Genomic DNA, 24,297 nt, shown 5'->3' with positions numbered 1-24,297 from the left:
TCCCCTCTCCCACGATACACGGAAAGCTCCGCCCAATTGCTGGCGGAGCATCCGTTATACGGTTTTTAGACTCATTCTTACTTATTGAATTTTGCCATTTCGGCCGTAACTTCTTCAATTGCTTGCTGAAGCCCTTTGCCGTCATAGCCTTTCAAAACCTCTTTCCACATCTTAACCGGATCGTCATTGCTTAGAATGACGCGCGTGAAGTCATCATCGAATTTGATTGCCGACAGCTTGTCTTTGGCTGGCGTGCTCATCGTTGCGATTTCGAACGCGGTCGGAATCGGCTCTGTATTGTCCTTCATCCATTTCAGCTCGTCTTGAACAAATTGGACCGACTCGTCGCCGAATGCGGCTCTGTTGGCGTCATTGTCTTCAAGAATGGCAGCGTTACGCCATGCAGCAAGCTGGGAAATGATATCCATTGAAGGATAATACTTTTTCAAGTCGATGAATTGGTCGCCGTCTTTTGGACGGGTAATCGTCACTTTGCCTGCGCTGTCTTTTGTGAAGTCTTTGCCTTCGATGCCGTAGTCAAACAGTTCCTTGCCTGCAGGGGACAGAAGCCAATCGTAAATCCGCAAAATGCGGTCGAGCTTCTTGTCGTCGACGTCGGCGTTGATCATGCTCTCCGACCACCATGCGCTGTTGACATTGCGGTATTTCACGCCGTTTGCGTCTGCCCAAGGGTGCATAATTTTAACATGGTCAAAAAATTTCTCGCCCGGATTGTTTTTCTCCCACTCTGCTTTCACGCCGGATGCACCGTATACACTGTTCGTCGTAAAGGCAAGCGCACCTGCTTTGTTCTGATAAAATTTTTGATTGCTTTCGCCGGCTTTGGCTACGGCAAAGTCTGGATCCAAACCTTTTTCTTTGTAAAGCGTGCGAGCTTGGCGCAGCACCTCGTCCATTTTCGATGAAGCGTAGAACGGAATCCACTTGCCGTCTTCCTTCAACCAGCCTTTGTTGCCGAATTCAGGGAAGGTTGCCGCAAATACGTTTTTGAAGTAGCCAAACGTATTCATCACGATACCGGTCGTATCGTTCTTGTTGTTGCCGTCCGGATCCTGCGAAACAAACGCTTTCAGCATTTCGTTGAACTGATCGAAGTTTTCCGGGTCGGAGATGCCGAGCTTCTCCATCCAGTCTTTGCGGACGAATACCGCACCGTCAACGGCCCATACCGCCCACATATCATCGGTTGGGAACGTCATGCGAGGAATGGCGTACAGCTTGCCGTCCCTTTTGATGCCGTCTACCCCGTCGATTTCAAACACTTTTTTCAAATTCGGGTAGCTGCTCATATCCTCCGGCAACGCATGGATCAGCTCTTGGCTCACCCACTCATTGTATACGGCTGGCGTATCGCTTGTAATGCTGTGCGTTATGATGTCCGGCAATTGTCCCGCAGCCGCCCATACCTGGGATTTCTCTTTGTAATTGTCCCAGCCAATATCGACCGCTTTCAGTGTGACGTTAAAATCTTTCTCGATCTTCTGCATCACTTCGTCATGAGGCTGGAAGCCGACGCCAATGCCCCACCAGGAAAGCGAGATATCCATATGCTCTGCATACGGGTTGTCCGAGTTCCCATCTACAGCAGGAGCAATGGACGAATTAACGTCCGGCTTGTTGCTTCCGCAACCGGAAAGCATCGTTGCAATGAGAACTGCCGATAAACCGATTGATGCAAAAAGCTTCATTCTTTTCATTTCTCATGTCCCCTTATGTTGGTATTCTATAATAAAAGCGGCTTTGCTTCTATTATCCTTTTATGGAGCCGATCATAACGCCTTTCGCAAAATATTTTTGTATGAAAGGGTACAAGCACACGATCGGCAGTACGCTCACGACCAGCACGGCCATTTTGAGCATTTCAGGATGGAGTCCCGTATTTTGAACGATGATGTTCGTCGAAATACTGGATAATACCTGCTGGTAATTGGTCAACAATTCCCGCAGCAGCGCTTGGAGCGGAAGCAGGTTGATATCGGTCATGAACAGCACCCCGTGCCACCATTCATTCCACCGGTCCACCGCATAAAACAACGTAATGGTCGCGACCATCGGCATGGAAATCGGCAGGACGATTTTGTACAAAATTTGAATGTCGTTGGCGCCGTCGATTTTGGCTGACTCCTCGAGCCCGGCCGGCAGCCCCCGGAAAAACGAGATACAGATGATCAAATAAAACGTGTTGACCGCAACGGGAAGAACCATGACAAACAGGTTGTTAATCAAATGCAGGTTTTTCATCGTCAGGTAAAACGGAATGAGCCCGCCGTTGAAGAACATGGTGAAAATGATGCCCGACATGACGATTTTGCGGCCCGGAAAGCTGCCTCTGGAAAGCGCATAGGAGCCGGTTAACGTCACGATCAGATTGACGCTTGTTCCGACGACCGTGACAAACAGCGTCACGAGAAACGCCTTCAAAAACCGCGGTTCGTTGAAAATATAGCTGTAAGCCGATATATCGAAGGTGGTCGGAATCAAGTACACGACCTGCTTGGAAATAGCGACCGAATTGCTGAATGACATAAGCAGCACGTTGTAGAACGGAAAGATTGTGCATACGGTCAGAAAAATAAGAATCAAATGAATGATCAAATCTGCGATGCTGAATTTTTTCTTTTTTTTGACGGAGGGCGTCAGCGGTTCCATCTTAGTTTGTTTGATCGTATCCATTAAACCAGACCATCCTCCCCTAATTTTTTGACGAAGAAGTTCGCGGAGTACAGCAAAGCAAAGTTTAGAATCGCTTTAAACAGGCCAACTGCCGTCGATACGCCAAAGCTGCTTCCTTCCGCAAAGGTTGATCGGTACACATACGTGTCGATAATATCGCCCGTACTGTATACGGCCGCATTGTACAGGTTGAAAATTTGCTCAAAGCCGCCGTTCATCGTGCTTCCGACCGCCAGTATAAGCAGAATCCCCGCCGTACCACGAATGGAAGGCCATGTAATCGCCCGAAGCTGCTGGAACCGGTTGGCTCCATCAACGTGAGCCGCTTCGTAAAGCTCCGGATTGATTCCGGCAATCGCCGCCAGATAGATAATGGCGCTCCAGCCGATCTCCTTCCATATGTTCGAAAGGAACACAATCGGCCTAAAAAAATCGGGATTCGTTAGAAATGACATTTTCTCCATTCCGAAAGAGGCAAGAATCTGGTTAAGCACCCCGTCGTTGCTTAGAAAATTGAACATGATGCCGCTTACAATTACCCATGAAATAAAATGGGGAAACGTATAGACCGTTTGATACAGTTTTTTAAGCTTCTGTCTCGATACCTCATTGATCAATAGCGCCAGAATGATCGCCGCCGGAAACTCCAGCGCGATGCGGCCTACGCTGATGATGATCGTATTCCAGAAGGCCCTCCAAAAATCGCTCTGCCCAATAACCTCTTGAAAGTTTTGCAAGCCGTTCCATGGACTGTTCAGTATGCCGTCGCGAATGTGGTAATCCTTAAAGGCAAGCAGAACACCGTACATCGGCAAATACTGAAAAATGACGAAATAGAGCAACGTTGGAAGGAGTAGAATGTATAAATATTTGCTTTTGTAAATTTCCTTCCTTAGCGCAGTTCTCATAACTTCCCTCCTGTAAGCGTTAACTTCTTTTGATAGCCTTTATTATCCGCTCCTTTCGCCTGCTCAGGTATACACTGGATTTATTGAAATCTATTGAAAATGAAATCGCTAACAAAAAAAAGAAAACCTCCGAACGGAGGTTTTCTAAAATAAATCCATAAACATCTAAAATAAATGCATGGTATCAATCGCGGTGATGCGATTCGCGGTATTGCGTCGGCGTCTGACCCGTCAGTTTCTTGAATAAGCGCGTAAAATAGAAATAATCGCGGTACCCGATTTTCTCCGCAATGTCCTGTACCGTGCTGTTGCCCCGCTCCAGCAGCTCGCAGGCTTGCGCGACGCGCAGCCTTGCTACGTAGGCGGTGAACGTCTCGCCAACCTCTTTTTTGAACAGCTGGCTAATATAGCTTGGATTCATAAAAAACTGATTGGCTAGATCCTGCAAGGATAAATCGCGCCTGTAGTTTTCCGTGACGTACTGCAAAATGGGGTTAAAGGTCTGATTTTTAGATTCAGGCGCATGAGCCGACATTTGCAGCACATATTGGTCAGCTAGCGTTTTCAGCTCCGCAATCATCTTGCTTACGTTCGCAAACATGCGCACTAGCTGTTCGTAGCTGTAGAGAATAGTCTCTTTCCTTCCAAGATCAAACAGAAACGAGATCGTCAGGTTATAGACCTCGAACGCATGCCGGATCGTCAAGGCGCCTTCTCTGAACAAAACGTCAATCCGGTCCAGATTGAGCTGGACAGTCTTGCTGTCTTTGTTCCCGATCGCCGTATGGATTTCTGCCATCAAGGCTTTTAACTCCGCATCTCTCGTGAGCGGAAGCGTGTACACGCCCGGCTTGCCCGCTATGAAGCACTGATAGGCAGCAATGTCCGCTTCTTCAATCGCGCTTCTAATATCCTTCCAGTCCGTTAGCGGATTTCCGATTCCTATTCCAAGCAGATCCTCCGGCCAGTTCTCGGCTCCTTTGCCGAGCAATCCCTTCGCTTGCCCTTCACTCATGAGATAGGCTGTTTTGGCTGTGCCGGTAATAAGCTTAATGACGCGGCCGGCGGGCATTGGAAGTTCGGACAGGCCGATCGCTACGACCGGAACGATTCCCTGCTTGATCCAATTCAGAATGCCTTGCTCCTCCAGCATGCCAAGCAGCTTCTCCTGATTGCGCCCTCCCGAATCGTCCAAAAGCAGCTGCATCATGTCCTCTCGAATCGGTCGAGTGTTGTCCAGCGTTTCCTTTAGCTTTAAGAGCACGCCTCCGATCTCGATTTCGTCGAAAGGCTTCAAGCAATAAGCGGCAGCCCCGTAGGATAACGCTTTCTGAGCGTAAGCAAACTCCGCGTAGCCGCTCACGACGACGAATCGAATGGCGCCCCCCATCGTTTTACCCCGCCTGATCAGCTCAAGTCCATTCATCTCCGGCATTCGAATGTCGGTGAACACAACATCGGGATTCAGCTCTCGAATCGATTCCAGCGCTTCGCCGCCGCTCGCGGCTTGGCCCACGACTTCGAAGCCGTATTGCCCCCAGCTGACCAAGTCCTTTAGGCTCTCTATAACCCAGCTCTCATCATCCACGATCAATACTTTGTACATTTGTGTAATCCCTCCGTTGTCCGATCCTTAACCGGATATGCGTTCCTTGGCCGTCAGTGCTGTCTATGCGCATCCCGTATTCCTCGCCAAACATCAAGCGGATGCGGTTGTTGACATTAACAAGGCCGATGCTCTGCCAGCCCTCTGGATCGTCGAAGCCGGAGCGCGGCTCGCTAAGCATAAGACGGATTTCTTCCAGCCGCTCGGCTTCGATGCCGACTCCGTCATCCCTAACGTCCACGATTAGCGCCCCGCCCTCGTCTATGAAACCTTCAATTTCCAGCCGGCATGGCCTCAGCGTCGTTTCGATGCCGTGATATACCGCGTTTTCCACTAACGGCTGCAAAATCATTTTCGGAACGATATGCCGCAATGCTTCATCCGTAAAGCTATAATGGACGGTGAACCTGTCGGTGAACCGGATTTGTTGAATTTGAACGTAAGATTTGATCATTTGAATTTCCTGTCCGAGTTCAATAGCCTCCGCGCCTTTGACGCTATAGCGGAAAATGCTGGACAGCGAGCGGGTCATTTTTTTTATTTTATCTTGTCCTTCAACCGCGGCGATGCCGGTAATGACCTCAAGCGTGTTGTAAAGGAAATGCGGATTGATCTGGCTTCGCAAAAAGGCAAGCTCCGACTTCTGCCGCTCCAGCTCGGTGCCGTAAAGCCGCGTATTCGTCTCCAGCAGCTTATGGGACAATCTTTCGATCTCATCCAGCATGCTGTTGAATTCATCCGCCATCATGCTAATTTCCATATAACCTTTCAGCGAGATGCGCTTGCTGAATTTCAGATTGTCTTCGCGGCTAACTGAGGTCATGAAGAAAATCATTTTTTTGAGCGGCCGCAAAATATTGTTGATGATGACCGTAAATGGGATCGCCAAGATCAATAAGCCGACAGCCAAAATGATCAGCTCCTGCCTCCGCAGCACAAGCAAGTCCCTTAACAGCTCGTCTTTTGGCGCGACGCTGACGATGCTGGCGTCCATATCGGGAATGCGAACCGTTTGGGAGACATACTTTTTCCCTTGCCATATCACATTTTGGTTGCCGCCAGCGGCTTCTTCCGTCTTAAGCTCCGGACCCTGGACGCCGGTCTCGGACGACGTATTGCTCGTTATAATCTTATTGGAGCGGTCCAACAAATAAATCTGTGTGTTCGTCTGCTTCGAGTTGTAATCCTTCTCTCCGACCAGCGCCTTCGGGTCCACGATGAAAAACAGCGTTCCCAGCTTTTTGTTAAAGGATTCGCCTTGCTGCACGTAAGAAATGGTCGTCGCAAAAACAAGTCCCGTCGCTGAACCGTACAGCGTTCCAAATTGCTGCATGCCTGCATAGTAAGCGTTTACCTTTCCGGGAAGCATGCTTTTCAGATCGGCGGCATAAGGGCTGCCCCCGTTAATATCGACCGAAAATCCGTTGTCGCCGGATATCACGATGTCCAAAATGCCGTCCTTCAGCTCCCGTTGGTTGGAAATCATCACATTCAGCTTTCTGAACATTTCGAAACGGGTAATCGGGTTCTGCTCGATAAGGTAGGTTTGTACGTCCGCATTGTAAGAAATCGTTTGCATTAGACGAAAGAGCACGTCTTTGTTCGAGGTAACGTTCCTCTTGATCTCAGACACCGTCTGCTGCACGTATTCCTCATGGTTGCGGGTAACCATTGCTGACATCGTCGAATACGTATGGTACACGATAACAAGGATGACAAGCACGGTCGAGACGGCTAAAATCAGCAGCTGCGATCGAATGGATAATCTTCTAAGAAACGCCATTGAAACCCATCCTCAAGGAAGTAGTATAAACATATCGCTTATTATCAAGCCGAATCAGAAGCAAGTCAAGAAGCGCAATCTCTCGTTTTTATATCTCACAGAAAAGGGAAAATTGAAATAAAGCACGCGAAATATTGGGCTGCAAGCTTCTTTTGGCGCAAAGCAAGACGGCTTCGCCGTAGGGGCGAAGCCGTTTTGTTTATAAGATGCTGGATAGAAAGACTTCCGAGGTACAATACTATTTTCTACTTATTTAATTCCTGCGCGATCTCCCAAATATGTCCGCTCGGATCAGCAAAGCTTACCGTTCGAACTCCCCAAGGCCGGTTCATCGGACCGTTTAGAATGGCGACTCCCCGTGTATTCAGTTCGGTGCAGACGGCATCCACATCATCCACACGGATAGTGAACTGGAAACGCGCCCCGTCCTCACGTTTTGCGACCGCCCCGGGATCGATTAGCCCCCACGCCTCAGCCACTTTAAGCAAATTAATGCTCATATTGCCGAAATTGAATACTGCAGAGTTGTCGTCTTCAAACACGACTGAAAGGCCGAACACCTGTTGATAGAATGATTTTGATTCCTGCAGATCCTCAACGAACAACGTAATAACATCGACATTCATAGACCCCAAAGCACCCATTATTACACCTCTTCTCGTTTGGTTCCTTGCTCCGTTTCAGATCATTTTAACATACCGGATAGCAAAATATTTCTTATCGATTGCTCTTTTTGCTTGTTGCATATTTCTTGCCCCACTCACCCATACTCTCTAATATGGGTATAAAACTTTTTCCTGCATTTGTTAGCGAATATTCTACTTTTGGTGGTACCTCATGGAACACTTTCCTTGCAATCATTTGATCTTTTTCTAATTCCCTCAATTGATTGGTCAGTATTCCTTTGGATATTCCAGGAACCAATCTTTGCAGCTCACCAAATCTCCTTGTTTGTCTCAAGTGCCAAAGAATAATAATTTTCCATTTGCCTGCAATTACATTTTGAGTTTCCGTAACCGGGCAAACCTCAATTTGCTCTACGGGAATTTCACCCTGAAACGAAGTTCGAGCCATGATAAATCCCTCCTACTTCCCAATGGTTCTGTTTTTATGACTATGTTATAAAAACATGACTACTTACAAAAATACAGCTACTATTATAATATAAGATCATGGTTCATTATACAAATTACAAATAACCATTGGAGGAAATAAAAATGAAAATAGGAATCATCGGCGCAAACGGCAAAGTTGGAAGCCTGATCATGAAAGAAGCTCTAAATAGAGGACATGAAGTAACTGCCATCGTAAGAAATGCCGCAAAAATGACAGAAAAAGACGTTAACGTTCTTGAGAAAGATATTTTTGACCTTACATCGTCGGATCTTAAAGCATTCGATATTGTAGTAAACACATTTAAAGCGCCGGACGGAGAAGAGCATCTTTATATCGAATCCGGAAGAGCGCTGGTCCAAGCGCTGAAAGATGCGCCGGATACGAAATTAATCGTTGTGGGAGGAGCCGGAAGCCTGTTTGTCGACGAGCAAAAAACGACAAAACTAATGGACACGCCTGAGTTCCCTGACTTTGTATATCCGACTGCCTCTAATGCGGGGAAACAACTTGAGGAATTGCAAGATACGGATTCGATTACATGGACTTATATTAGCCCTGCTGGATTTTTTGACCCCGAAGGAAAAAGAACGGGTGCTTATAAGCTTGGACTAGATCATGTGATTTTAAATAGCAAGGGTCAAAGTTATGTTAGTTATGCTGACTATGCGATCGCTGTCTTGGATGAAATTGAAAAGCCGCAGCATGTTAACCAAAGATTTACGCTTGTTGGCGAAGCTGAATAACTGAAATGGCCTTAGGCTAGCGAAAACATTCAAAAAACCCGACCTATGCAGGTCGGGTTTTCCTATTTCGTAGACGGATTCGAGGCTGCTCTGCAAAAGAAAGGCGCTTGCCGCATCGCTACTGGGAGAGAAAAGACTCCAGTTTTGCTTTGACCGCTGGCCATTCCTGATTCGTAATGCTGTACATCACCGTATCCCGAATATAGCCGTCATTCAGTACGCGATGATTGCGCAGCACCCCTTCTTTTACCCCGCCAATGCGCTCGATGGCTGCTTGAGATCTTGTATTGCGAAGATCCGCCTTTAGCTGCACTCTGATCATGCTGCGTTGCTCGAATGCTTCGCGCAGCAGCAAATACTTGCACTCGGTATTCACCCTTGTCCGCCATACGCCCCTATTCATCCACGTATAGCCGATTTCCAAGCCTCGATGCTCTGCTGATATATCGAAAAAGCGGGTGCTTCCTACGATTTTTTGCTGAGCCGTATCCCAGATAACAAAAGGGATGCAGGTTCCCGCAGCCTCTTCTATTTTGGCTTGGCCAATGTACTGCTTCGCGTCAGCCAACGTAACAATTCCCTTCAATGACACGCCCCATATCGGGGTATCCTTCGCCGCTTCAAGCAGCATCTCGGCATGCTGCTCCATTAGCAAGGTCAGCTTGGCCCGAGTTCCTTGCAATTCGATTGTATCTGTTGTCATTACCTTGACCTCCGATTGTATATTTTAGGACATCAGCCTAAATCCGGCATGGGATTGATTCCGTATTGCTTCTTTACCGGATATGTGAGATTGTTGTCATTATAAGACGGATATCGGATCGGTAATAGATCCATTTCGGATCAATTTCATTAGACCACTTTAGTAAAGGCAGGTGAGCTTTCATGCCTATTTATATAGCCTTGGAGCCGTATATAAAGCGTTACACGACCAAGTATGAGATTTTGTATCATGCGCTGCGGGATATGATGATGGAAGGAAAGCTGGCTCATGGGGATAGGCTGCCCTCCAGTCGGGAACTGGCGCGGATGCATGGATTTTCACGCGGTACGGTCTCGAATGTGCTTGAGGCGCTCACGGCGGAAGGGTATGTTGCTCCTGTAGTCGGCAGCGGCACTTACGTCAGTTTTCAGCCTGCACATACGTCAGTTCTGCCTTCTGCCAAAAGAGAAGTGCGATTGTCTAACTGGGGAGATCGGCTTGCAAATCCGGCCATATGGGGGCAGGAAGCACAAAGCCGTATTCAGGGGGCGTCCAACTCTTCCGGGACGGTATCTTTTCAACTCGGGATAACTGGCATGAGCCCGTTCTCGAAGGAAGCTTGGAATCGATGCCTGTATGAAGAAGCAAGAACGATGACGGAAAAAACAAGCGTCGATGCCCATAAGCCGCTTGGCGTGCAGGCGCTTCGCGAAGCCATCGCCAAACATTTGCAGCGCAGCCGGGGGATTGTAACGGATGCGGAACAAATCGCGATCGTAAACGGATCGATGCAAGCAATTGCCCTGTTGACGCAGCTTTTAACTGGCCACGGGGATGCAGTCGTAGCGGAAAGCCCCGGTTATCGCGGGATTCAGGCAGCGGTGCTTGCAGCAGGTGCAAAGCTGATTGAAGGCGCGGTTGATGACCAAGGACTGGTTCCGCAACCTTGGGATGCCAAGCTGCTGTTCGTCACCCCCAATCGCCAATACCCGACGGGAGCGGTGCTGAGCATGGAGCGAAGGCAGCAGCTGCTCTTATGGGCTGCCGAACAAAACGCATTTATCGTCGAGGATGAATACGACAGTGAATTCCGTCATCGGGGCAAGCCGATCGAGACGTTCAAAAGCTTGGACAAATCGGGTGAGCTTGTGCTATACACAGGCACTTTTTCCAAAACGATGATGACGGATATAAGGCTTGGCTTTGTTGTGCTGCCGGCTGTTTTAGCCCAGCCCTTTGCTAGAGCGAAAGCGCTATATGAGCCGCATCCAAGCGCGATTCTAGAGCAGCGCGCATTAGCCGCGTTCATGAGCAGCGGCCTTTACGAAAGGCATCTGCGACGAATGAAGCGAAGCTACAGCCACAAATTCACTCTTTTGCGCGACGCCTTGAAACGACTGCCTGTTCCGATCCGCTGGATTGAGGGCGATGCGGGCCTGCATCTATTCGGATGGTGGACAGCGACTCATGAGCAGTATGAAGCATACGAAAAGGCTTGCCGGGAAGCAGGCGTCGAGTGGGCGCGAGATCGGTCAATCCGCGATAGGATAGGCATAAGCCTCGGCTTCTCTCACCTCACGGACGATGATTTGACAATGGGGATTGAGAGGATGAGCGAGGTTTGGAATCGGCTTGGCTAGTTGAATAAGGCGGATATGTATGACAGACTGTTGTCATACTTCTTTTGTTATTATAAACAAATGAATATAATTACTCGCCATACCTAGAGAGGAGAATGTATTTTATCGATGGAAATTGAAAATCTACTTGCAGTAAACTCGAGAGAAGATTTGAGGATTTGGCTACAGGAAAATAGTAGGACTGAAAAAGCTTGTTGGGTAGTCGTCAGCATGACCCCAAACCCCGATACGTTGCTTTATTTGGACGCGGTCGAAGAATCTTTGTGCGTTGGATGGATCGATGGGGTCAAAAAGAAAATATCTGAGACGGAGCTGGCGCAGAGGCTGTCTCCTAGAAGCAAAAAAAGTTCATGGACAGAATTGAATAAAGAACGTGTCCGCCGCCTCGAAAAGCTGGGGTTAATGAGAGACGAAGGAAGAAAGGCGCTTCCTGACATGGGTCACGATTCTTTTAAAATAGATCGCGTTATCGAGCAAGGGCTAAAAGAGGATAGGCAACGATATGAGAATTTCGTGGCATTTCCAGCTCTCTATCAAAGAGTTCGGATCGATACGATACAAAGCATAAAAAATCAGCCGGAATTATTTAAGAGTAGATTAGACAAATTTTTAACGAACACGAAAGAAAATAAAATGTACGGTCAATGGCATGATAATGGACGCCTTCTAGATTATTAAGATGCGCTGTTTCCCGAAAGCCTGCCTCTTATTCCAAGAACCTATTGCAATGCCGATCGTTTTATCCCCTATATGAATCTTTAAATTCATACCCCCTAGCAAAATAGTCCTCTATTCGATCCTATGATATAATTCAACCATTACAGTGTAGGGTTTCCATAATATACAGGTTATCCCTTCAAATCTCAAAATGAGACAAGGAGAGTGAATGTATGAGTTCTTCTACAATTCAATTAATAACGGGCGCAAATGCTCCGCTAGGTGAGGCGTCCACGGTGAAAATTACCGTTTCCTGCAAGCAATCACCAGCTGAGCTCGACGTCAGCTGCTTTATGGTAGGCTCTGACGGCAAAGTATCCTCGGATGATTATTTCGTATTTTATAACCAGCCGTCCGATCCCGGCCGCATCGTGCAATTCAACCCACAAGATAAACTGAACAGTGAATTTATGATCAATCTTTCAGCCCTGCAATCGTCTCCGATTCAAAAATGCGTATTTGCAATTACCCTTGATGGACCGGGAACGTTCGCAGATGTAAGCGGGTGCCGGATCACTGCCGCAACCCCGGTGAATGAGGTTGTCTATGAAATAACGGAAGGAAATGCTGAAACCTCGCTAGTGCTGGCCGAGTTGTACCGTCATTCAAGCGGGTTCAAGCTTCGCGCGGTGGGACGGGGATTCCATGGCGGATTGAAGCCGCTTGCGGAAGCTCACGGCGTAAACGTTGCCGATGAAGAGGACACCAGCAGCAGCCCCTCCCCAGCAGCTCCGTCGGTTCAAGCTGAACAGGCGCGCGCAAATGCTTCCTCAGTCATCGAAGCTTCCCGCTCCGAGGCAGCGAGTGCCTCAGCAAGCGCCGCGCCAACCAAAATCAACTTAAACAAAATCGATTTGCTGAAGCAAAAGGTGTCTATTTCGCTCCGCAAAAAAAATATCGAGCAGGAAAAAGCGCGCGTAGCTGTTATATTTGATGCCTCCGGCTCCATGTATGGACTCTACGAGAGCGGCGTTGTGCAGCGCGCATTCGAGCGGGTGCTCGCGGTAGCCGCCAGTATGGATGACGATGGCATGATGGATGTCTGGTTCTTTGCCTCCAAGAGCCAAAGGATGAAAAGCGTCAATGAAAATGAATATGAGAATTACGTCAAAAATACATATCCCGTCCCTCGCTTATTCGGAGGCCTTGGCGCAGGAAACAATGAGCCTGTCGTCATGGCGGATATTATCAAGAAATATACGAAAGAAGAGCCTTCAAGCATGCCAACCTATGTTGTTTTCTTCAGCGACGGCGGCATCTATGAGACTCAAAAAATTTCCAAGCTGCTTATTGACAGCTCCGGCCAAAATATATTTTGGCAATTTGTCGGCCTCGGTAATGCCGATTTCGGAGTGCTGCGCAAGCTCGATGATTTGCGGGGGCGCGTGCTCGATAACGCCGATTTTTTTGCGCTCGATGATTTGGACAAGGTAAGTGACGAGGATCTGTACGACCGCTTATTTGACGAATACCCGCAGTGGCTAAAAGACGCACGAGCCAAAGGGATCATCAGCCCCTAACAGGCTGCAGGACATGAAGAAAGCCATGAGCGCCGATCAACTATGGTCTGCGCCCATGGCTTTTATTTATTTTGCATAAAAAAAAATCTTTCGATGTCCTCGCCCGATTTGTTTCTACAAAAGCAAGGCGTTCTTGCCGTTCCCTATATCAAACCGTCATTGCATAACAGGGCCAACTACCGGATGAGGAACATACGGCTCTTCCAGCGACGCAATTTCCTCTTGCGTTAATGTAATAGCTAGAGCTGCTACCGCATCCTCGAGATGGGACATTTTCGTAGCACCGATAATCGGAGCTGTTACCGGTTCTTTCTGCAACAACCAGGCAAGCGCAATTTGAGCGCGGGGAACGCCACGTTTTTCTGCGATTGCTGCAACCCGCTCTACGATTAATCGGTCAGTATTTGCAGTTGCATCGTATTTAGATTTTTGAACTTGGTCGGTTTCGAAACGGTGTGTTGTTTCCGACCAATCACGCGTCAACCTTCCTGAAGCGAGAGGGCTGTAAGGAATCACGCCGATTTTCTCTTCCTTACAGAGAGGAAGCATCTCTCTTTCTTCTTCACGGTATATGAGGTTTAAATGATTCTGCATCGATACAAATCGGGTCCACCCATTTTTCTCGGCAACGTGCAATGCCTTTAGGAACTGCCATGCGTGCATGGCAGAAGCGCCTATGTATCTTGCCTTCCCAGCCTTCACAACATCATGCAAGGCTTCCATCGTTTCTTCAATGGGAGTATTGTAATCCCAGCGATGGATTTGATAGAGGTCAACATAATCCGTACCCAGTCTCTTAAGGCTCTTATCTATTTCGCTCATGATTGCCTTTCGGGAAAGTCCAGCACCATTGGGACCTTGATGCATACGGAAATGAACCTTTGTCGCGAGGACGATTTCATCACGTTTGGCATAATCCTTTAAAGCTTGGCCAACCATTTCTTCGCTTGTTCCGTCTGCATATACATTCGCCGTATCAAAAAAATTAATGCCAAGGTCCAATGCTTTTTTTATAATTGGACGGCTGCGCTCTTCATCAAGTACCCAAGGATGAACCCACCGCTCCGCTACGCCAAAGCTCATACAGCCAAGGCAAAGCCGGGAAACATCCAACCCTGTATTTCCGAGTTTCACATATTCCATTTCATTGTTCCTCACTTTCAAATCGATATGGTTTCCTTCAGCTGTAGTTTACTTCTTGGAGTTAACTCTAAGTCAAGCGTTTATGCATTATTTTTCGTAATTAGAGCTAGATGCATAATCAAAATGAAAGACCCGTAAGATAACGGCTTCATTCGAAGCGTCCGTTCTTACAGGTCAATATATCGATTAAAAAACTATTTTTTCGAACGTTTCTTGGAAGATATTTTTGCATGTTTCCCGCGGTTCACGCTCGAAACCATTACGTTTTTCTCCGTATGCGTGTAATAGTGCTTATAAACAGGGCAGCAATGATGCTGCTTTACCGTTTCAATATTTTGAACGACATTCACAAGCTGCGGATGGTAGTAGTCCTCGTATTGCGTAATTGGAGGATCATAGATCGTCTGCGTTGGACAATCGGGACAAAACTCAGCGTCATTTATGCCGCCTACATTGTTCATGTTATAGTAGTTATTACGGCTCACAATAATTATCCCCTTCCCATTTTTGGAATACACCTTATTGTATTCGCAGGATGGCAATCCGGCCTGTACGATTGACATGGAAGGCGATAGCCTCCAATGATTCTGCAGGATGGCTGCTGAGTAAATTACCGTGTATCCGTTGTACTTTTTTCAGGCTGCTCTTGGACTATCGTATGTATTTCTCTATGATTTCACTGACACAATGTTCTATATCCTTATTTGAGCAGTCAAACGTTTTATCGCAATACTTTAAATATAGCGGAACTCTTTCCTCGTAAACGTCCTTAAGGCTATTTCCTTTCTTCATCACAATCCCTCTGGTTGTTATGTTTAGCAGCCTCTTTTTTATTTCTTCATAGTGGACATGTAAATAAATAATCTTTCCCTCCTGTTTAAGGGCATTCATCGCTTTTTCGGAATAGATAACGCTTCCGCCTGTAGATATAATGCAATTTTTCAGTTGCAATTCTGACACTATTTTTTCTTCGACTTCCATAAATTTTTCAATGCCATCATGATCAATGATAGCTTGCAACAACCTACCTTCATGTTGTTGTATAACAATATCTGTATCCACGTAATCCATTCCTAAAGCCTTTGCAAGCAACACACCTAAAGTGCTTTTACCAGCTCCAGACATACCTATAAGAACGATATTCATATTATTCCTCGCTTTTGTAATGTCTATATTTTGCAGAAGATGATCGGTGTAAACGAAGACCAACACTCATTAGGCGGTATGCGCAACCAACAAATTGCCATCAGGATCAAAAAATTTCAAAAATCTTCGCCCTTCCTCTACTGGTGGCGCTAGTGGGTCACCATGTACCTTTACGCCGGCTTCTGATATCTTTTTGCAAAGCGCATCCATGTCATCAACCTGAAATCCGATCGTAGGGAACGGTTCACCGTTAACGGTAAACGTGGATGAGCTTCCATCTGAAGTCTGCCATAAAAAGATATTCGTTTTATCCTCTTTAAAGCTGATAATAGCAAGTTCACCGAAATTAGCATGCAACGTACAATCGAGATAAGTACTATACCATGCGGCTGCTTCGACCAAGTTTGTTACTGGAATCTGTACGTGGCTTATAAACTTCCCCATAAAGAACCTCCTCTTTTCACCTTATCTTTAATGAAGAGGCGGACGTGAAAATCAAGTCGTTCCTTCACCAGAGATGGTAATTAAACCCATTTTCAGACTAACGAATGTACGTTTCTTTGTAAAGAAATTTTTCATAAAAACATGATTATAGAGTCATAAAGGTGATTAAAGTAGATGGTTCATAAAAATTATTGGATTAGTTTTTCAACAACCGTTTCACAAACAAAGCGAACAGCAGCAAGGAAAGCCCTACCGACACGGCGCTGACCGTGAATAATGCTTGGTAGCTCATGTATTGGGAAACCCAGCCTAACATGATCGCACCTAGCCCGATGCCAAGGTCATTGGCAGTCGATATAGAGGCGTTGGCAACCCCAATCCGGTCCGGACGGGCTAGACGTATCGTTGCCGCTTGAAGGGCCGGTTGCGCGGAGCCGAAGCCGATACCATATAGAACCGCCGATACTAGCACACCAATCAAACCGGTCGAGAGGCTCAAGACAATCAATGCACAAATGGTCATCACAAGTGCCGGCATAATGACAAAAACCTCTCCGAACCGATCAGAAAGCTTACCCGAAATAGGACGGCTGAGCGCAAGCGTTGCAGCAAAGGCTAGAAAAAACGCGCCGGAATTGACCTGGATTGAATCAGCGAACAGCGGAACAAAGGTAGTAATGCCGCCATAAGCGATAAACAGAAAAAAGACCGATGCCGCAACGGGCAAGACCGATTTTTCGAACAATTCGATTTTTCTAGCGCTAGGATTCGGTCGGAAAGGCATTTTTGCACCTAACATCAGGAGCAGCGCTCCCGCAGAGAGGACGACGGCGATGAGAAACAAATCGCTGTACGACCGGTTTTGAGTAACCCAGATGCCAAACATCGGGCCGACTGCCATGGCTAGCGTCATAGATGTACTAAACCACCCCATTCCCTCGCCGCGTCGGGTGGGCGGGATCATATCCGTAATCGCCGTCATCGTTGCGGTCGTGGAAACGGCCCAACTCATCCCGTGCAAAATTCTGAGCCCCATCAGAACGACTATTCCCCCGACCCAATTATACATATACATCGCCAGGATGAAGAGAAGCAGACCACCGACGAGAAACGGACGCCTGCCGAACCGGTCTAGCAGCCCGCCGACGATCGGCCGAAAAATAACGGCAGACAACATAAACGCGCCCATCGCCAGACCGACCTGCGATTCATTGCCGCCCATCTGTTTGATGAAAAGCGGGAGCGTCGGATACAGCATATAAAATGCGTTAAACAAGAATAGGTTTCCTATAGTCATTAGAGTGAAGGACTTCGTCCATAGGCGATCCATGTTTCATTTCCTCCTTTTGTGACTGATCATATCAACGCTATTATTACATTTGGAGTTAACTCCAAGTCAAGAGGAATCGCAAGAAAGGAGCAGTTGCCTTAGGCAAGCTGCTCCTACACTCTAACGTCTCTTTTAATTGATTCAACTTAAGGATTTCATCATTCTTTTATCTTTAACGAACTTATCAAATAAGTAACGCATAAGCGGTCCCATAATGATGAGTTGCAGAGGGAGAGCGAAAATGAAATTTTTGAAAACCATTGAAAAATAACTTTCAATTAAGGAGTCTCCGCTCAAACTGCCAGAAAAGTAAGCATTCGATAATCCATAAAGAGACATACAGAGAACCATTCCAATTACCATAAAAAAAGAAATCGATAAAATCATTAATACCTTCTTAGATTTATCATACGGTAATGATAAAGCTATTTTTTTTGCTACTGGGCCCACAATAAATAATTCCAACAATAAAGCAGTAATAAAGCCGAAAATAAATTGAAAAATTAATCCATTCAGCGATATTTTGCCAATCAAGCCGTTTGTAAATAAATTATAAGTTGTCATCGCTACGACCATCCCAAAACACATCATCAGCCCAAAATAAAAATTTTCTTTCTTCGTTGTTGGCAATTTCCATCATCCTCTCTAGTTACCTTTGTTATTATAAAGATAATGGATGCCTCCTCATAAGTGAAAAGTTTGTGAACATTTTGTCGATGGAAACGAGAGATACTCCCCATTATTCGCTAAGCATATGTGTTAGGACAAGTAAGTAATCTTAGAAGCAATCGACGTTCTTGGCTTGGCAGCCGGAACTTCCGGCGGATAGCCAATACCAAATACACCAACAACATCGTAATCATCCGGCACACCGAGAATGAGGCGATTATGAGGCAAAGCCCCCCAAGAAGCCCAAAAGACTCCGACTCCTAATTCATGAGCAGCGATTAAAAAATTTTGGACAAAACAGGAACCCAAGGTTCGTTAAAACGATGATTAGGCGCATAACTAGCCGTTTCCAGCCAAGCCAACAAATCGTTTTCGCTAATTGGCTCAGACTTAAATGATCGAATATTTCTGCGGGATCTAATTAAATCAGTTACTGTCATTGTTTACATCATCTCCATCATTATTATCGTTTTCAGGCAAAGCTTCGCGAATAATCATTAGAAGGTCTGCCGCCGTCATAGACCCGCATCAAAAAAAAGCGGCTTCTCCCCGATAAAATACCGGAAAAAAGCCGCTTCATAGAATGTCATTTTCATGATCTGCTTGACGGGGTTATGCTTTTATTTGTTTTACCTATTTGTTATCGATTTATTCATTATGAAGCGTCTTAGCACCTTCGGCATCTGGATAGTACTGCGGTGCCTCACGCCGATCAAACATGCCATAATCTCGTATCACTCGAACGCGGCGAAGTCGTACTGCTTCTTTCAAAATGACGTTGTTCTCGAAGGTTTCTGCAAAGGAATGATCAAGCCACGTTACAAGGAGAACAATATCTCCCGAAGCAAAAACAGCATCGAAAATGTCCCAAGCGATTATTCCAGCATACTCTTGAGCAAGTCCTAAATATTCCCTTATTTGTTCGACGGTCATTTCTTTCAGCCATTCAGCAGACCGTTTTGCTTCGATCAACGTAACGGTCGTACCCTCGCCGACCTCAGTCTCGTCCAAACGCTGCTCATGCAAGGCATATCCTGCTGGGATTCGGGTATCTATTGTAATTTGGCCAACCCGCAAATGATAATCCAATAAAATTTCAGATCGTCCTTTTTTTTGGACCTCATGATGACTCATTCGAGTACGCCAACGGACAACCGATTTCTCATCCCGCCAGCTCGAAAGCGATAAAATCCATCCTTCACGAGTAAGGCTTCGATACCGAGTATTGTCAATAAAGCCTTCCACTAGATCTAACTCTGGCCTAAGCATCTTTGCGCTTCCAAGATAAGCATCCCATTGTTCACCTTTAGGATGAACTTCAAAAATGACAGAAAACATAACTCCTCCTCGGCTTCATGGATGGCTGTATTTTCATGCGAATGACTCACATAACTAGCTCACTTTTCTCTCTACTTTCACCTTTTTGAGATATAAAAAATAAGGACGGATCCTTACACCGTCTTGAGTAATTTCGCTAAATCCGCTATTTTTTTATTCTCTAGGTACTGCTCCATCTGACGTTCGGCGTCTAGCACAACCTGCTGGATTAGACATTCGCTTCCGTGGTCCAGGCTGCATTCGAAGAAGGACGCTGTCCCTTCGATCGCACGGATGACATCAAGAAAGGAGATATCCTCCTGCTTCCGTCTTAGTCGATATCCACCGTTTGCGCCGGGCGCGGACTGAATCAATCCGGCCTTTACAAGCTTGGTCATCATCTTGGACAGATAGGTTGGCGAAACGCCCAGCTTCTCAGCAAGCACTTGAACGCCAACAGGCTTATCTGTCTCCGCTGTTACTAGATAGAGCATCGCATGAAGCGCGTAGTCGGTCGCCTGGGAATACTTCATTCAGCACCTCCATTAAAGATTCTGCGAATCCATATTAACTCTAATTTTTGTTAAAGGCAACTTTTATAGCGGGATATGATTTCAAAAACGGTAAACGGACAAAAGATGAGCTGGACTGGGGATAACCCGTCCGCAAAAACAGTGGTTTATGGAAAAGGCGTCTACCTTACCTGCGGCTTTAAAGTAAACGCACACTAAAAACCCGTAAGATGGGGACTTCATTTGCGAATTGTCCACTCTTACGGGTCTTTTTAATCAATAAAAGGACTATTTTTTCGAACGTTTCTTGGCAGATGTTTTAGCAAGTTTTACTCGCTTCACGCTCGAAACCATAACATTTTTTTCCGTATACGTGTAATGCTGCTTGTAGACAGGACAACAATGATGTTGTTTTATCGTTTCAATATTTTGAACGACATTCACAAGCTGCGGATGGTAGTAGTCCTCGTACTGTGTAATTGGAGGATCATAGATCGTCTGAGTTGGACAATTGGGACAAAACTCAGCTTCATTTACGCCGCCTACGTTATTCATATTGTTCATATTATAGTAGTTATTACGATTCACAATAATTACCCCTTCCTGTTTTGGAATACACCTTATTGTATTCGCAGAGAAACAATCCTGCCTGTACGATTGACATGGAAGGCGATGGCCTCCCGTTTTGGTGCGGTATGCAGGGCGAGAGATTTAACGTGTATGAGCTGCAATTTGATAAAGCTGCTATTTTATTTCGGTCGATTGGATCAAATACCTTATCGCTGATCCACATCCTATTGGAGCGAAACTATCAATTTTCAATATACTTTCATCCCAATTTCTAAAATTCCATCTCAACCTCGAAGCAAAATGTACTTTTGCATCGGGGTTTTTGCACATTTCTTTTAAAACGGGCTTGAATATAGTGGTAGAGTAGTAGATTTCAACTGAAAGGAGCTATCTGAACGAAACTGGTAATGAGTCCAATGCTCTCGGGAGAGTATCGATTGTTGGACCCGTCACTATGATCGGACAAGCCATGAAGGCCAGAATCATAAAAAAGGAGATGTCGCTCATGTTAAATATCCTTGATTTCGAATTCGAAGAAGTTCCTATCGGAGGAGGGTCTTTGCCCTTAGCTGTAAATGCAGGGGCTTCCGAATTACCGTTAACAGAAATATGGCTTAGTGTCACCGGCTCTAATCAATATATCTTCATGTACTCTACGGTTGGCTGGCAAGCACAAGTCACCACTATGACTATTGCTCCCGAGCTTATCTTCCGTATTCGACGCGGCGGCTTTGGAACTAATTCCCCCATTGTATTTCAAACATCGGATTCTGCTTTGTTGATTGGGAACACAGCCATCAGTATGAACATTGGTATGACTACAGCATTTGATCATACTGAGCTCCCTCCGATGTCTGTCATTGGAGTAGCGCAGCAATATTTCTTAACGGTTCAAAATATAGGCGTTGGCAATGCTTCCATTGTCGGTCCCGTCAATTTAACCGGTTTTGTATTGGGATGATTGATGGATACACCTTAGGAAATCAATAGTTTACTACAGAGGAGCTGTGATTTGAATGCTCAATATCCTTGATTTTGACAAGGAAGAAATCCCTATCGGCACAGGAGCGCTTCCTTTAAATTTGACCCCAGGCACCGAACTTGCGTTAACTTCCATATTCCTCAATATATCCAGCACGAATATCGACATCTTATTGTCTGCTACCGTGGGATGGGAGGTACAGCTGCTGAATCAAACCATTATCCCTAAACTCGTCTTTCGGATTCGCCGCGGAGGGCCGGGGACAAGCTCCCCTATTGTCTATCAGACGCAAGATTCGCAGTATTTACCGGATTTCCAGCAATTTATTATGCCAATTAACTTTAATACTTCATTTGATCATTCGGAGAATCCCAGCCCATCGATCGTGGGGAGTTATCAGCAGTATTATTTGACCGTTCAACATATTGGCATCGGAGATGTTGCTATTATCGGTCCTGTCAATCTCACAGGCATGATTCTCGGTTAAAGGAAACTCTCCGTTGTACGTTAGCAAAAGCGAGGAATCGGCCTATGCCAAGTATTTTCGATATGGCTGACAGCCACAAGCGCAACGAACCAGCTTCAATTTTGGGGAAATATCGGTTGGGCGGTACAGCTTCTCAATCAGGCTGTAACTCCGCAGCTAACTTTTCGCATTCGCACGGGAGGTTTCAGTCCAGCAGATCCTATCGTATTCCAAACGACTGACTCCGAGCTGTTTCCTGGAAATCTTGGCTTAATCATTCAGACTACATTCAATACTTCATTCACCCATACGCAAGTACCGGATCCGACTTTGATCGGGGTGGCCGTTCCCTATTATTTGACCGTTTCCTATTTTGGCCTTGGAAACGTGGCCATTACGGGACCGGTCAATCTTACTGGGCAAGTTCTAGGATGAAAAAGGAAAACAACTTGGGCATGCAATTTGCAGGCGTCAAGTTGTTTTTCTCCGTTTAATAAAATCCATTTTAAGGAGGGACGTCCATTTGACGAATATACCGGTTACTATGGGAACATTGTCACAGCAAGAACCTTCCATAACCGTTAATACTTTAAACAGTCATTGTTACATCAAGCAGTATTGCAACAGGAACCTCCAGAATCAATGTGAGGGCTTTGGCGTGCAAATATATAATGATAAGCCTTTTATTCAACTCGATAATTCTAACGGAAGCCCTTATCTGGGCCTCGCACATGTTGGGTTTACAAGGTACTATGATAATTTCGCTACTTCTGGCACTTATTATCAACGTTCTCTCGATCTAGGGCAAACGTGGTCGATACCCATTCTTCTGTCCAATCAAACGACAGGGACTGCCGTGTTCGGCACGAATGTCGCGATTGGACCAACGGGAGAGGTCTATGTAGCATGGGCGCAGTATGCTCCAGGCAATCCACAATTTCTCTTTCGCCGATCAGATGATGGAGGTGCTACCTTTAATCCGATTGTTGTGGTTTCGAATATTTCCCTCGTACCAAGTCCACTTCCCGTACCGGGATTCGCTTTCCGGGTGTTGACGAGCGCCTTCCTAGCGGTAGATATTTCACCCAACCTTGGTCAAGGAATCATATACGCCGTTTGGCAAGGCTATCAGACAGGATCTTCGCACATCTACATTGCAAGGTCAACAGATAAAGGAAATACTTGGTCGACGCCGATTCAAGTGGATGACAGCCCCGCCGGTACGCAAAATTTTTATCCGAATATTGCGGTTTCACGTACTACGGGCCTAATCCAAATTGTGTATTACACGAATCGTGTCGACTCCAGCATGCTTGATGTTTTTGGCACGACTTCGGGCGATGCAGGCGCCACTTTTGCCCCTAATACGCGACTCTCAGACACTTCGTTTGATCCCAATGCAGACCCGAGTTATGGGGAACCTTGCACTTCATTAGGAGACTATATTGACGTGGCATTCAAATACCCCGACAGACAGATTACGGTTTGGACAGGAATGATCAACGATGTCCAAAATATTATTTCAAACTTATAGCCTAACAATCGGGAATGGGATTAAGTTCTCGCTCCCTTTTTTATTTCGAATAGCATTTCTTATTTTTACAGCCATATGTAATGTTGGTTGTGTCGTCACGGTTCATTAAAGAATGTTCAAAGTCAGCTGGAGCCATTGTGCTCAGATCTTCTACAAATGCAACTGCTGCAGCTTTGCTATCTTTCTGTGTAGGATTGCCGCCAATCGCGAATCCAGATGGTCCCTGATAAGCCGTAAACAGCCATTTGTGATTTGCGTGATCACTAGCTTCAAATAGATACGTGAATGCATCATCATTTTGATTCGTTTCATAAAGGGGAGCACCAAACCACGTCAACAGTTTACCCCGATAGGCGGCTATCTCATCAGCGTCTGCACTTACATTCATGATCTGGGAAGTACCTATTAGACGATTAGAATCTTTGATAATCGTATATTTTAATTCCTTATACTCATTGGCCTTAGCTGCACTGCCATCATCAATGGCCATTAATCGCCAATTAAAGATGATCTTTATAAATTTCTGTGATTCCGGATCTACATAGTAACTGGCTTCTAGGAACTGATCATTTTTCCTTTTTCACCCCGCGATTCTTAAGCTCGATAACGAGCGCCACCAACAGTACGACTAGCAGTATAATAAATACAACCCTTTTACGAGTACGATTATCGTTCATTATAGTCCCTTTCCTATTTTAATCTAATAAGCTCTGTTTTTTCTTGAAGCAACACCATAAGGAGGGCTTTTATGATA

General features: G+C 45.9%; 26 protein-coding genes and 1 pseudogene. 7 read left to right on the top strand and 20 right to left on the bottom strand.

The window, feature by feature from the left end:
- Nucleotides 1–77 precede the first annotated feature (77 nt).
- The 7 genes from A7975_RS00380 to A7975_RS00350 form a co-directional block, all read right to left on the bottom strand.
- Nucleotides 78–1,718, bottom strand: coding sequence for a type 2 periplasmic-binding domain-containing protein (locus A7975_RS00380; protein WP_065383804.1), 1,641 nt, complete (start codon nt 1,716–1,718; stop codon nt 78–80).
- 52 nt (nt 1,719–1,770) lie between these two features.
- On the bottom strand, nt 1,771–2,694 hold the full coding sequence (locus tag A7975_RS00375; protein ID WP_053375239.1) for a carbohydrate ABC transporter permease: 924 nt from the start codon (nt 2,692–2,694) through the stop codon (nt 1,771–1,773).
- On the bottom strand, nt 2,694–3,602 hold the full coding sequence (locus A7975_RS00370) for an ABC transporter permease (protein ID WP_065383803.1): 909 nt from the start codon (nt 3,600–3,602) through the stop codon (nt 2,694–2,696). Before A7975_RS00370 ends, A7975_RS00375 begins: the two co-directional genes overlap by 1 nt.
- Before the next feature lie 184 nt (nt 3,603–3,786).
- Nucleotides 3,787–5,208: a response regulator transcription factor gene (locus A7975_RS00365; protein ID WP_065383802.1), complete on the bottom strand. Its 1,422-nt coding sequence runs from the start codon at nt 5,206–5,208 to the stop codon at nt 3,787–3,789.
- The gene (locus A7975_RS00360; protein ID WP_065383801.1) at nt 5,183–6,991 is read right to left on the bottom strand and encodes a sensor histidine kinase; all 1,809 of its coding nucleotides are present in this window, start codon (nt 6,989–6,991) and stop codon (nt 5,183–5,185) included. The genes A7975_RS00365 and A7975_RS00360 overlap by 26 nt, the downstream gene beginning before the upstream one ends.
- Nucleotides 6,992–7,236: 245 nt before the next feature.
- On the bottom strand, nt 7,237–7,635 hold the full coding sequence (locus tag A7975_RS00355) for a VOC family protein (protein ID WP_053375235.1): 399 nt from the start codon (nt 7,633–7,635) through the stop codon (nt 7,237–7,239).
- A gap of 73 nt (nt 7,636–7,708) precedes the next feature.
- Nucleotides 7,709–8,065: a winged helix-turn-helix transcriptional regulator gene (locus A7975_RS00350; RefSeq protein ID WP_053375234.1), complete on the bottom strand. Its 357-nt coding sequence runs from the start codon at nt 8,063–8,065 to the stop codon at nt 7,709–7,711.
- A gap of 143 nt (nt 8,066–8,208) precedes the next feature.
- Between A7975_RS00350 and A7975_RS00345 the strand changes: the two genes are divergently transcribed.
- On the top strand, nt 8,209–8,850 hold the full coding sequence (locus A7975_RS00345) for an NAD(P)-dependent oxidoreductase (protein ID WP_065383800.1): 642 nt from the start codon (nt 8,209–8,211) through the stop codon (nt 8,848–8,850).
- A gap of 118 nt (nt 8,851–8,968) precedes the next feature.
- On the opposite strand, the gene A7975_RS00340 is transcribed toward A7975_RS00345, so the two are convergent.
- Nucleotides 8,969–9,553: a GNAT family N-acetyltransferase gene (locus tag A7975_RS00340; RefSeq protein WP_053375232.1), complete on the bottom strand. Its 585-nt coding sequence runs from the start codon at nt 9,551–9,553 to the stop codon at nt 8,969–8,971.
- A 182-nt stretch (nt 9,554–9,735) separates the two neighbouring features.
- Between A7975_RS00340 and pdxR the strand changes: the two genes are divergently transcribed.
- From pdxR to A7975_RS00325, 3 genes are all read left to right on the top strand, one after another.
- Nucleotides 9,736–11,193 carry a MocR-like pyridoxine biosynthesis transcription factor PdxR gene (pdxR, locus tag A7975_RS00335; RefSeq protein ID WP_065383799.1) on the top strand — a complete coding sequence of 486 codons (1,458 nt, stop codon included), beginning with the start codon at nt 9,736–9,738 and terminating at the stop codon, nt 11,191–11,193.
- A 108-nt stretch (nt 11,194–11,301) separates the two neighbouring features.
- On the top strand, nt 11,302–11,871 hold the full coding sequence (locus tag A7975_RS00330) for a YdeI/OmpD-associated family protein (RefSeq protein WP_053375230.1): 570 nt from the start codon (nt 11,302–11,304) through the stop codon (nt 11,869–11,871).
- Nucleotides 11,872–12,083: 212 nt separating this feature from the next.
- On the top strand, nt 12,084–13,430 hold the full coding sequence (locus A7975_RS00325; protein WP_065383798.1) for a vWA domain-containing protein: 1,347 nt from the start codon (nt 12,084–12,086) through the stop codon (nt 13,428–13,430).
- 156 nt (nt 13,431–13,586) lie between these two features.
- Here A7975_RS00325 and A7975_RS00320 read toward each other — a convergent pair whose 3' ends face one another.
- The 11 genes and pseudogenes from A7975_RS00320 to A7975_RS00280 all read right to left on the bottom strand — a co-directional run bounded on the left by A7975_RS00320 (nt 13,587) and on the right by A7975_RS00280 (nt 20,579).
- The gene (locus A7975_RS00320) at nt 13,587–14,573 is read right to left on the bottom strand and encodes an aldo/keto reductase (protein WP_053375228.1); all 987 of its coding nucleotides are present in this window, start codon (nt 14,571–14,573) and stop codon (nt 13,587–13,589) included.
- 194 nt (nt 14,574–14,767) lie between these two features.
- The gene (locus tag A7975_RS33915; RefSeq protein WP_082197906.1) at nt 14,768–15,136 is read right to left on the bottom strand and encodes a hypothetical protein; all 369 of its coding nucleotides are present in this window, start codon (nt 15,134–15,136) and stop codon (nt 14,768–14,770) included.
- A gap of 88 nt (nt 15,137–15,224) precedes the next feature.
- Nucleotides 15,225–15,719, bottom strand: a complete 495-nt coding sequence (locus A7975_RS00310; RefSeq protein WP_065383797.1) for a shikimate kinase — start codon at nt 15,717–15,719, stop codon at nt 15,225–15,227.
- A gap of 69 nt (nt 15,720–15,788) precedes the next feature.
- A complete protein-coding gene (locus A7975_RS00305) occupies nt 15,789–16,163 on the bottom strand; it encodes a VOC family protein (RefSeq protein WP_065383796.1) in 375 nt (124 codons plus the stop codon).
- Nucleotides 16,164–16,359: 196 nt separating this feature from the next.
- Nucleotides 16,360–17,493 (bottom strand): MFS transporter, encoded by a 1,134-nt coding sequence (locus tag A7975_RS00300; RefSeq protein ID WP_065383795.1) that lies wholly within the window; start codon nt 17,491–17,493, stop codon nt 16,360–16,362.
- A 141-nt stretch (nt 17,494–17,634) separates the two neighbouring features.
- Nucleotides 17,635–18,123: a DUF2798 domain-containing protein gene (locus A7975_RS00295; RefSeq protein ID WP_053375223.1), complete on the bottom strand. Its 489-nt coding sequence runs from the start codon at nt 18,121–18,123 to the stop codon at nt 17,635–17,637.
- A 129-nt stretch (nt 18,124–18,252) separates the two neighbouring features.
- Nucleotides 18,253–18,471 (bottom strand): nitroreductase family protein, encoded by a 219-nt coding sequence (locus A7975_RS35315; RefSeq protein WP_331459269.1) that lies wholly within the window; start codon nt 18,469–18,471, stop codon nt 18,253–18,255.
- Nucleotides 18,468–18,602: pseudogene (locus A7975_RS35310) on the bottom strand (nitroreductase family protein); the annotation flags it as partial. The gene A7975_RS35315 and the pseudogene A7975_RS35310, both read right to left, overlap by 4 nt.
- A 208-nt stretch (nt 18,603–18,810) precedes the next feature.
- Nucleotides 18,811–19,500 carry an antibiotic biosynthesis monooxygenase family protein gene (locus A7975_RS00290; protein WP_053375222.1) on the bottom strand — a complete coding sequence of 230 codons (690 nt, stop codon included), beginning with the start codon at nt 19,498–19,500 and terminating at the stop codon, nt 18,811–18,813.
- A gap of 113 nt (nt 19,501–19,613) precedes the next feature.
- Nucleotides 19,614–20,012, bottom strand: a complete 399-nt coding sequence (locus A7975_RS00285; RefSeq protein WP_053375221.1) for an RrF2 family transcriptional regulator — start codon at nt 20,010–20,012, stop codon at nt 19,614–19,616.
- A 267-nt stretch (nt 20,013–20,279) separates the two neighbouring features.
- Nucleotides 20,280–20,579 (bottom strand): hypothetical protein, encoded by a 300-nt coding sequence (locus A7975_RS00280; RefSeq protein ID WP_053375220.1) that lies wholly within the window; start codon nt 20,577–20,579, stop codon nt 20,280–20,282.
- 487 nt (nt 20,580–21,066) lie between these two features.
- Here A7975_RS00280 and A7975_RS00275 point away from each other — a divergent pair, with 487 nt between their 5' ends.
- The 3 genes from A7975_RS00275 (at nt 21,067) to A7975_RS00265 (ending at nt 23,543) form a co-directional block, all read left to right on the top strand.
- On the top strand, nt 21,067–21,522 hold the full coding sequence (locus A7975_RS00275) for a hypothetical protein (protein WP_065383794.1): 456 nt from the start codon (nt 21,067–21,069) through the stop codon (nt 21,520–21,522).
- A 55-nt stretch (nt 21,523–21,577) separates the two neighbouring features.
- Nucleotides 21,578–22,030: a hypothetical protein gene (locus tag A7975_RS00270; RefSeq protein WP_065383793.1), complete on the top strand. Its 453-nt coding sequence runs from the start codon at nt 21,578–21,580 to the stop codon at nt 22,028–22,030.
- A gap of 637 nt (nt 22,031–22,667) precedes the next feature.
- Entirely contained in the window at nt 22,668–23,543 is an 876-nt protein-coding gene (locus A7975_RS00265; RefSeq protein ID WP_141680169.1) for a sialidase family protein, read from the top strand.
- A 40-nt stretch (nt 23,544–23,583) separates the two neighbouring features.
- On the opposite strand, the gene A7975_RS00260 is transcribed toward A7975_RS00265, so the two are convergent.
- Entirely contained in the window at nt 23,584–24,033 is a 450-nt protein-coding gene (locus A7975_RS00260; protein ID WP_065383791.1) for a hypothetical protein, read from the bottom strand.
- Nucleotides 24,034–24,297 lie beyond the last annotated feature (264 nt).

Origin of the sequence: Bacillus sp. FJAT-26390, from assembly GCF_001682865.1 — a bacterium.
GTDB lineage: Bacteria > Bacillota > Bacilli > Paenibacillales > Paenibacillaceae > Pristimantibacillus.
Note: the sequence above shows the minus strand (reverse complement) of the source record. Positions and strands in the feature narration are given on the sequence as shown.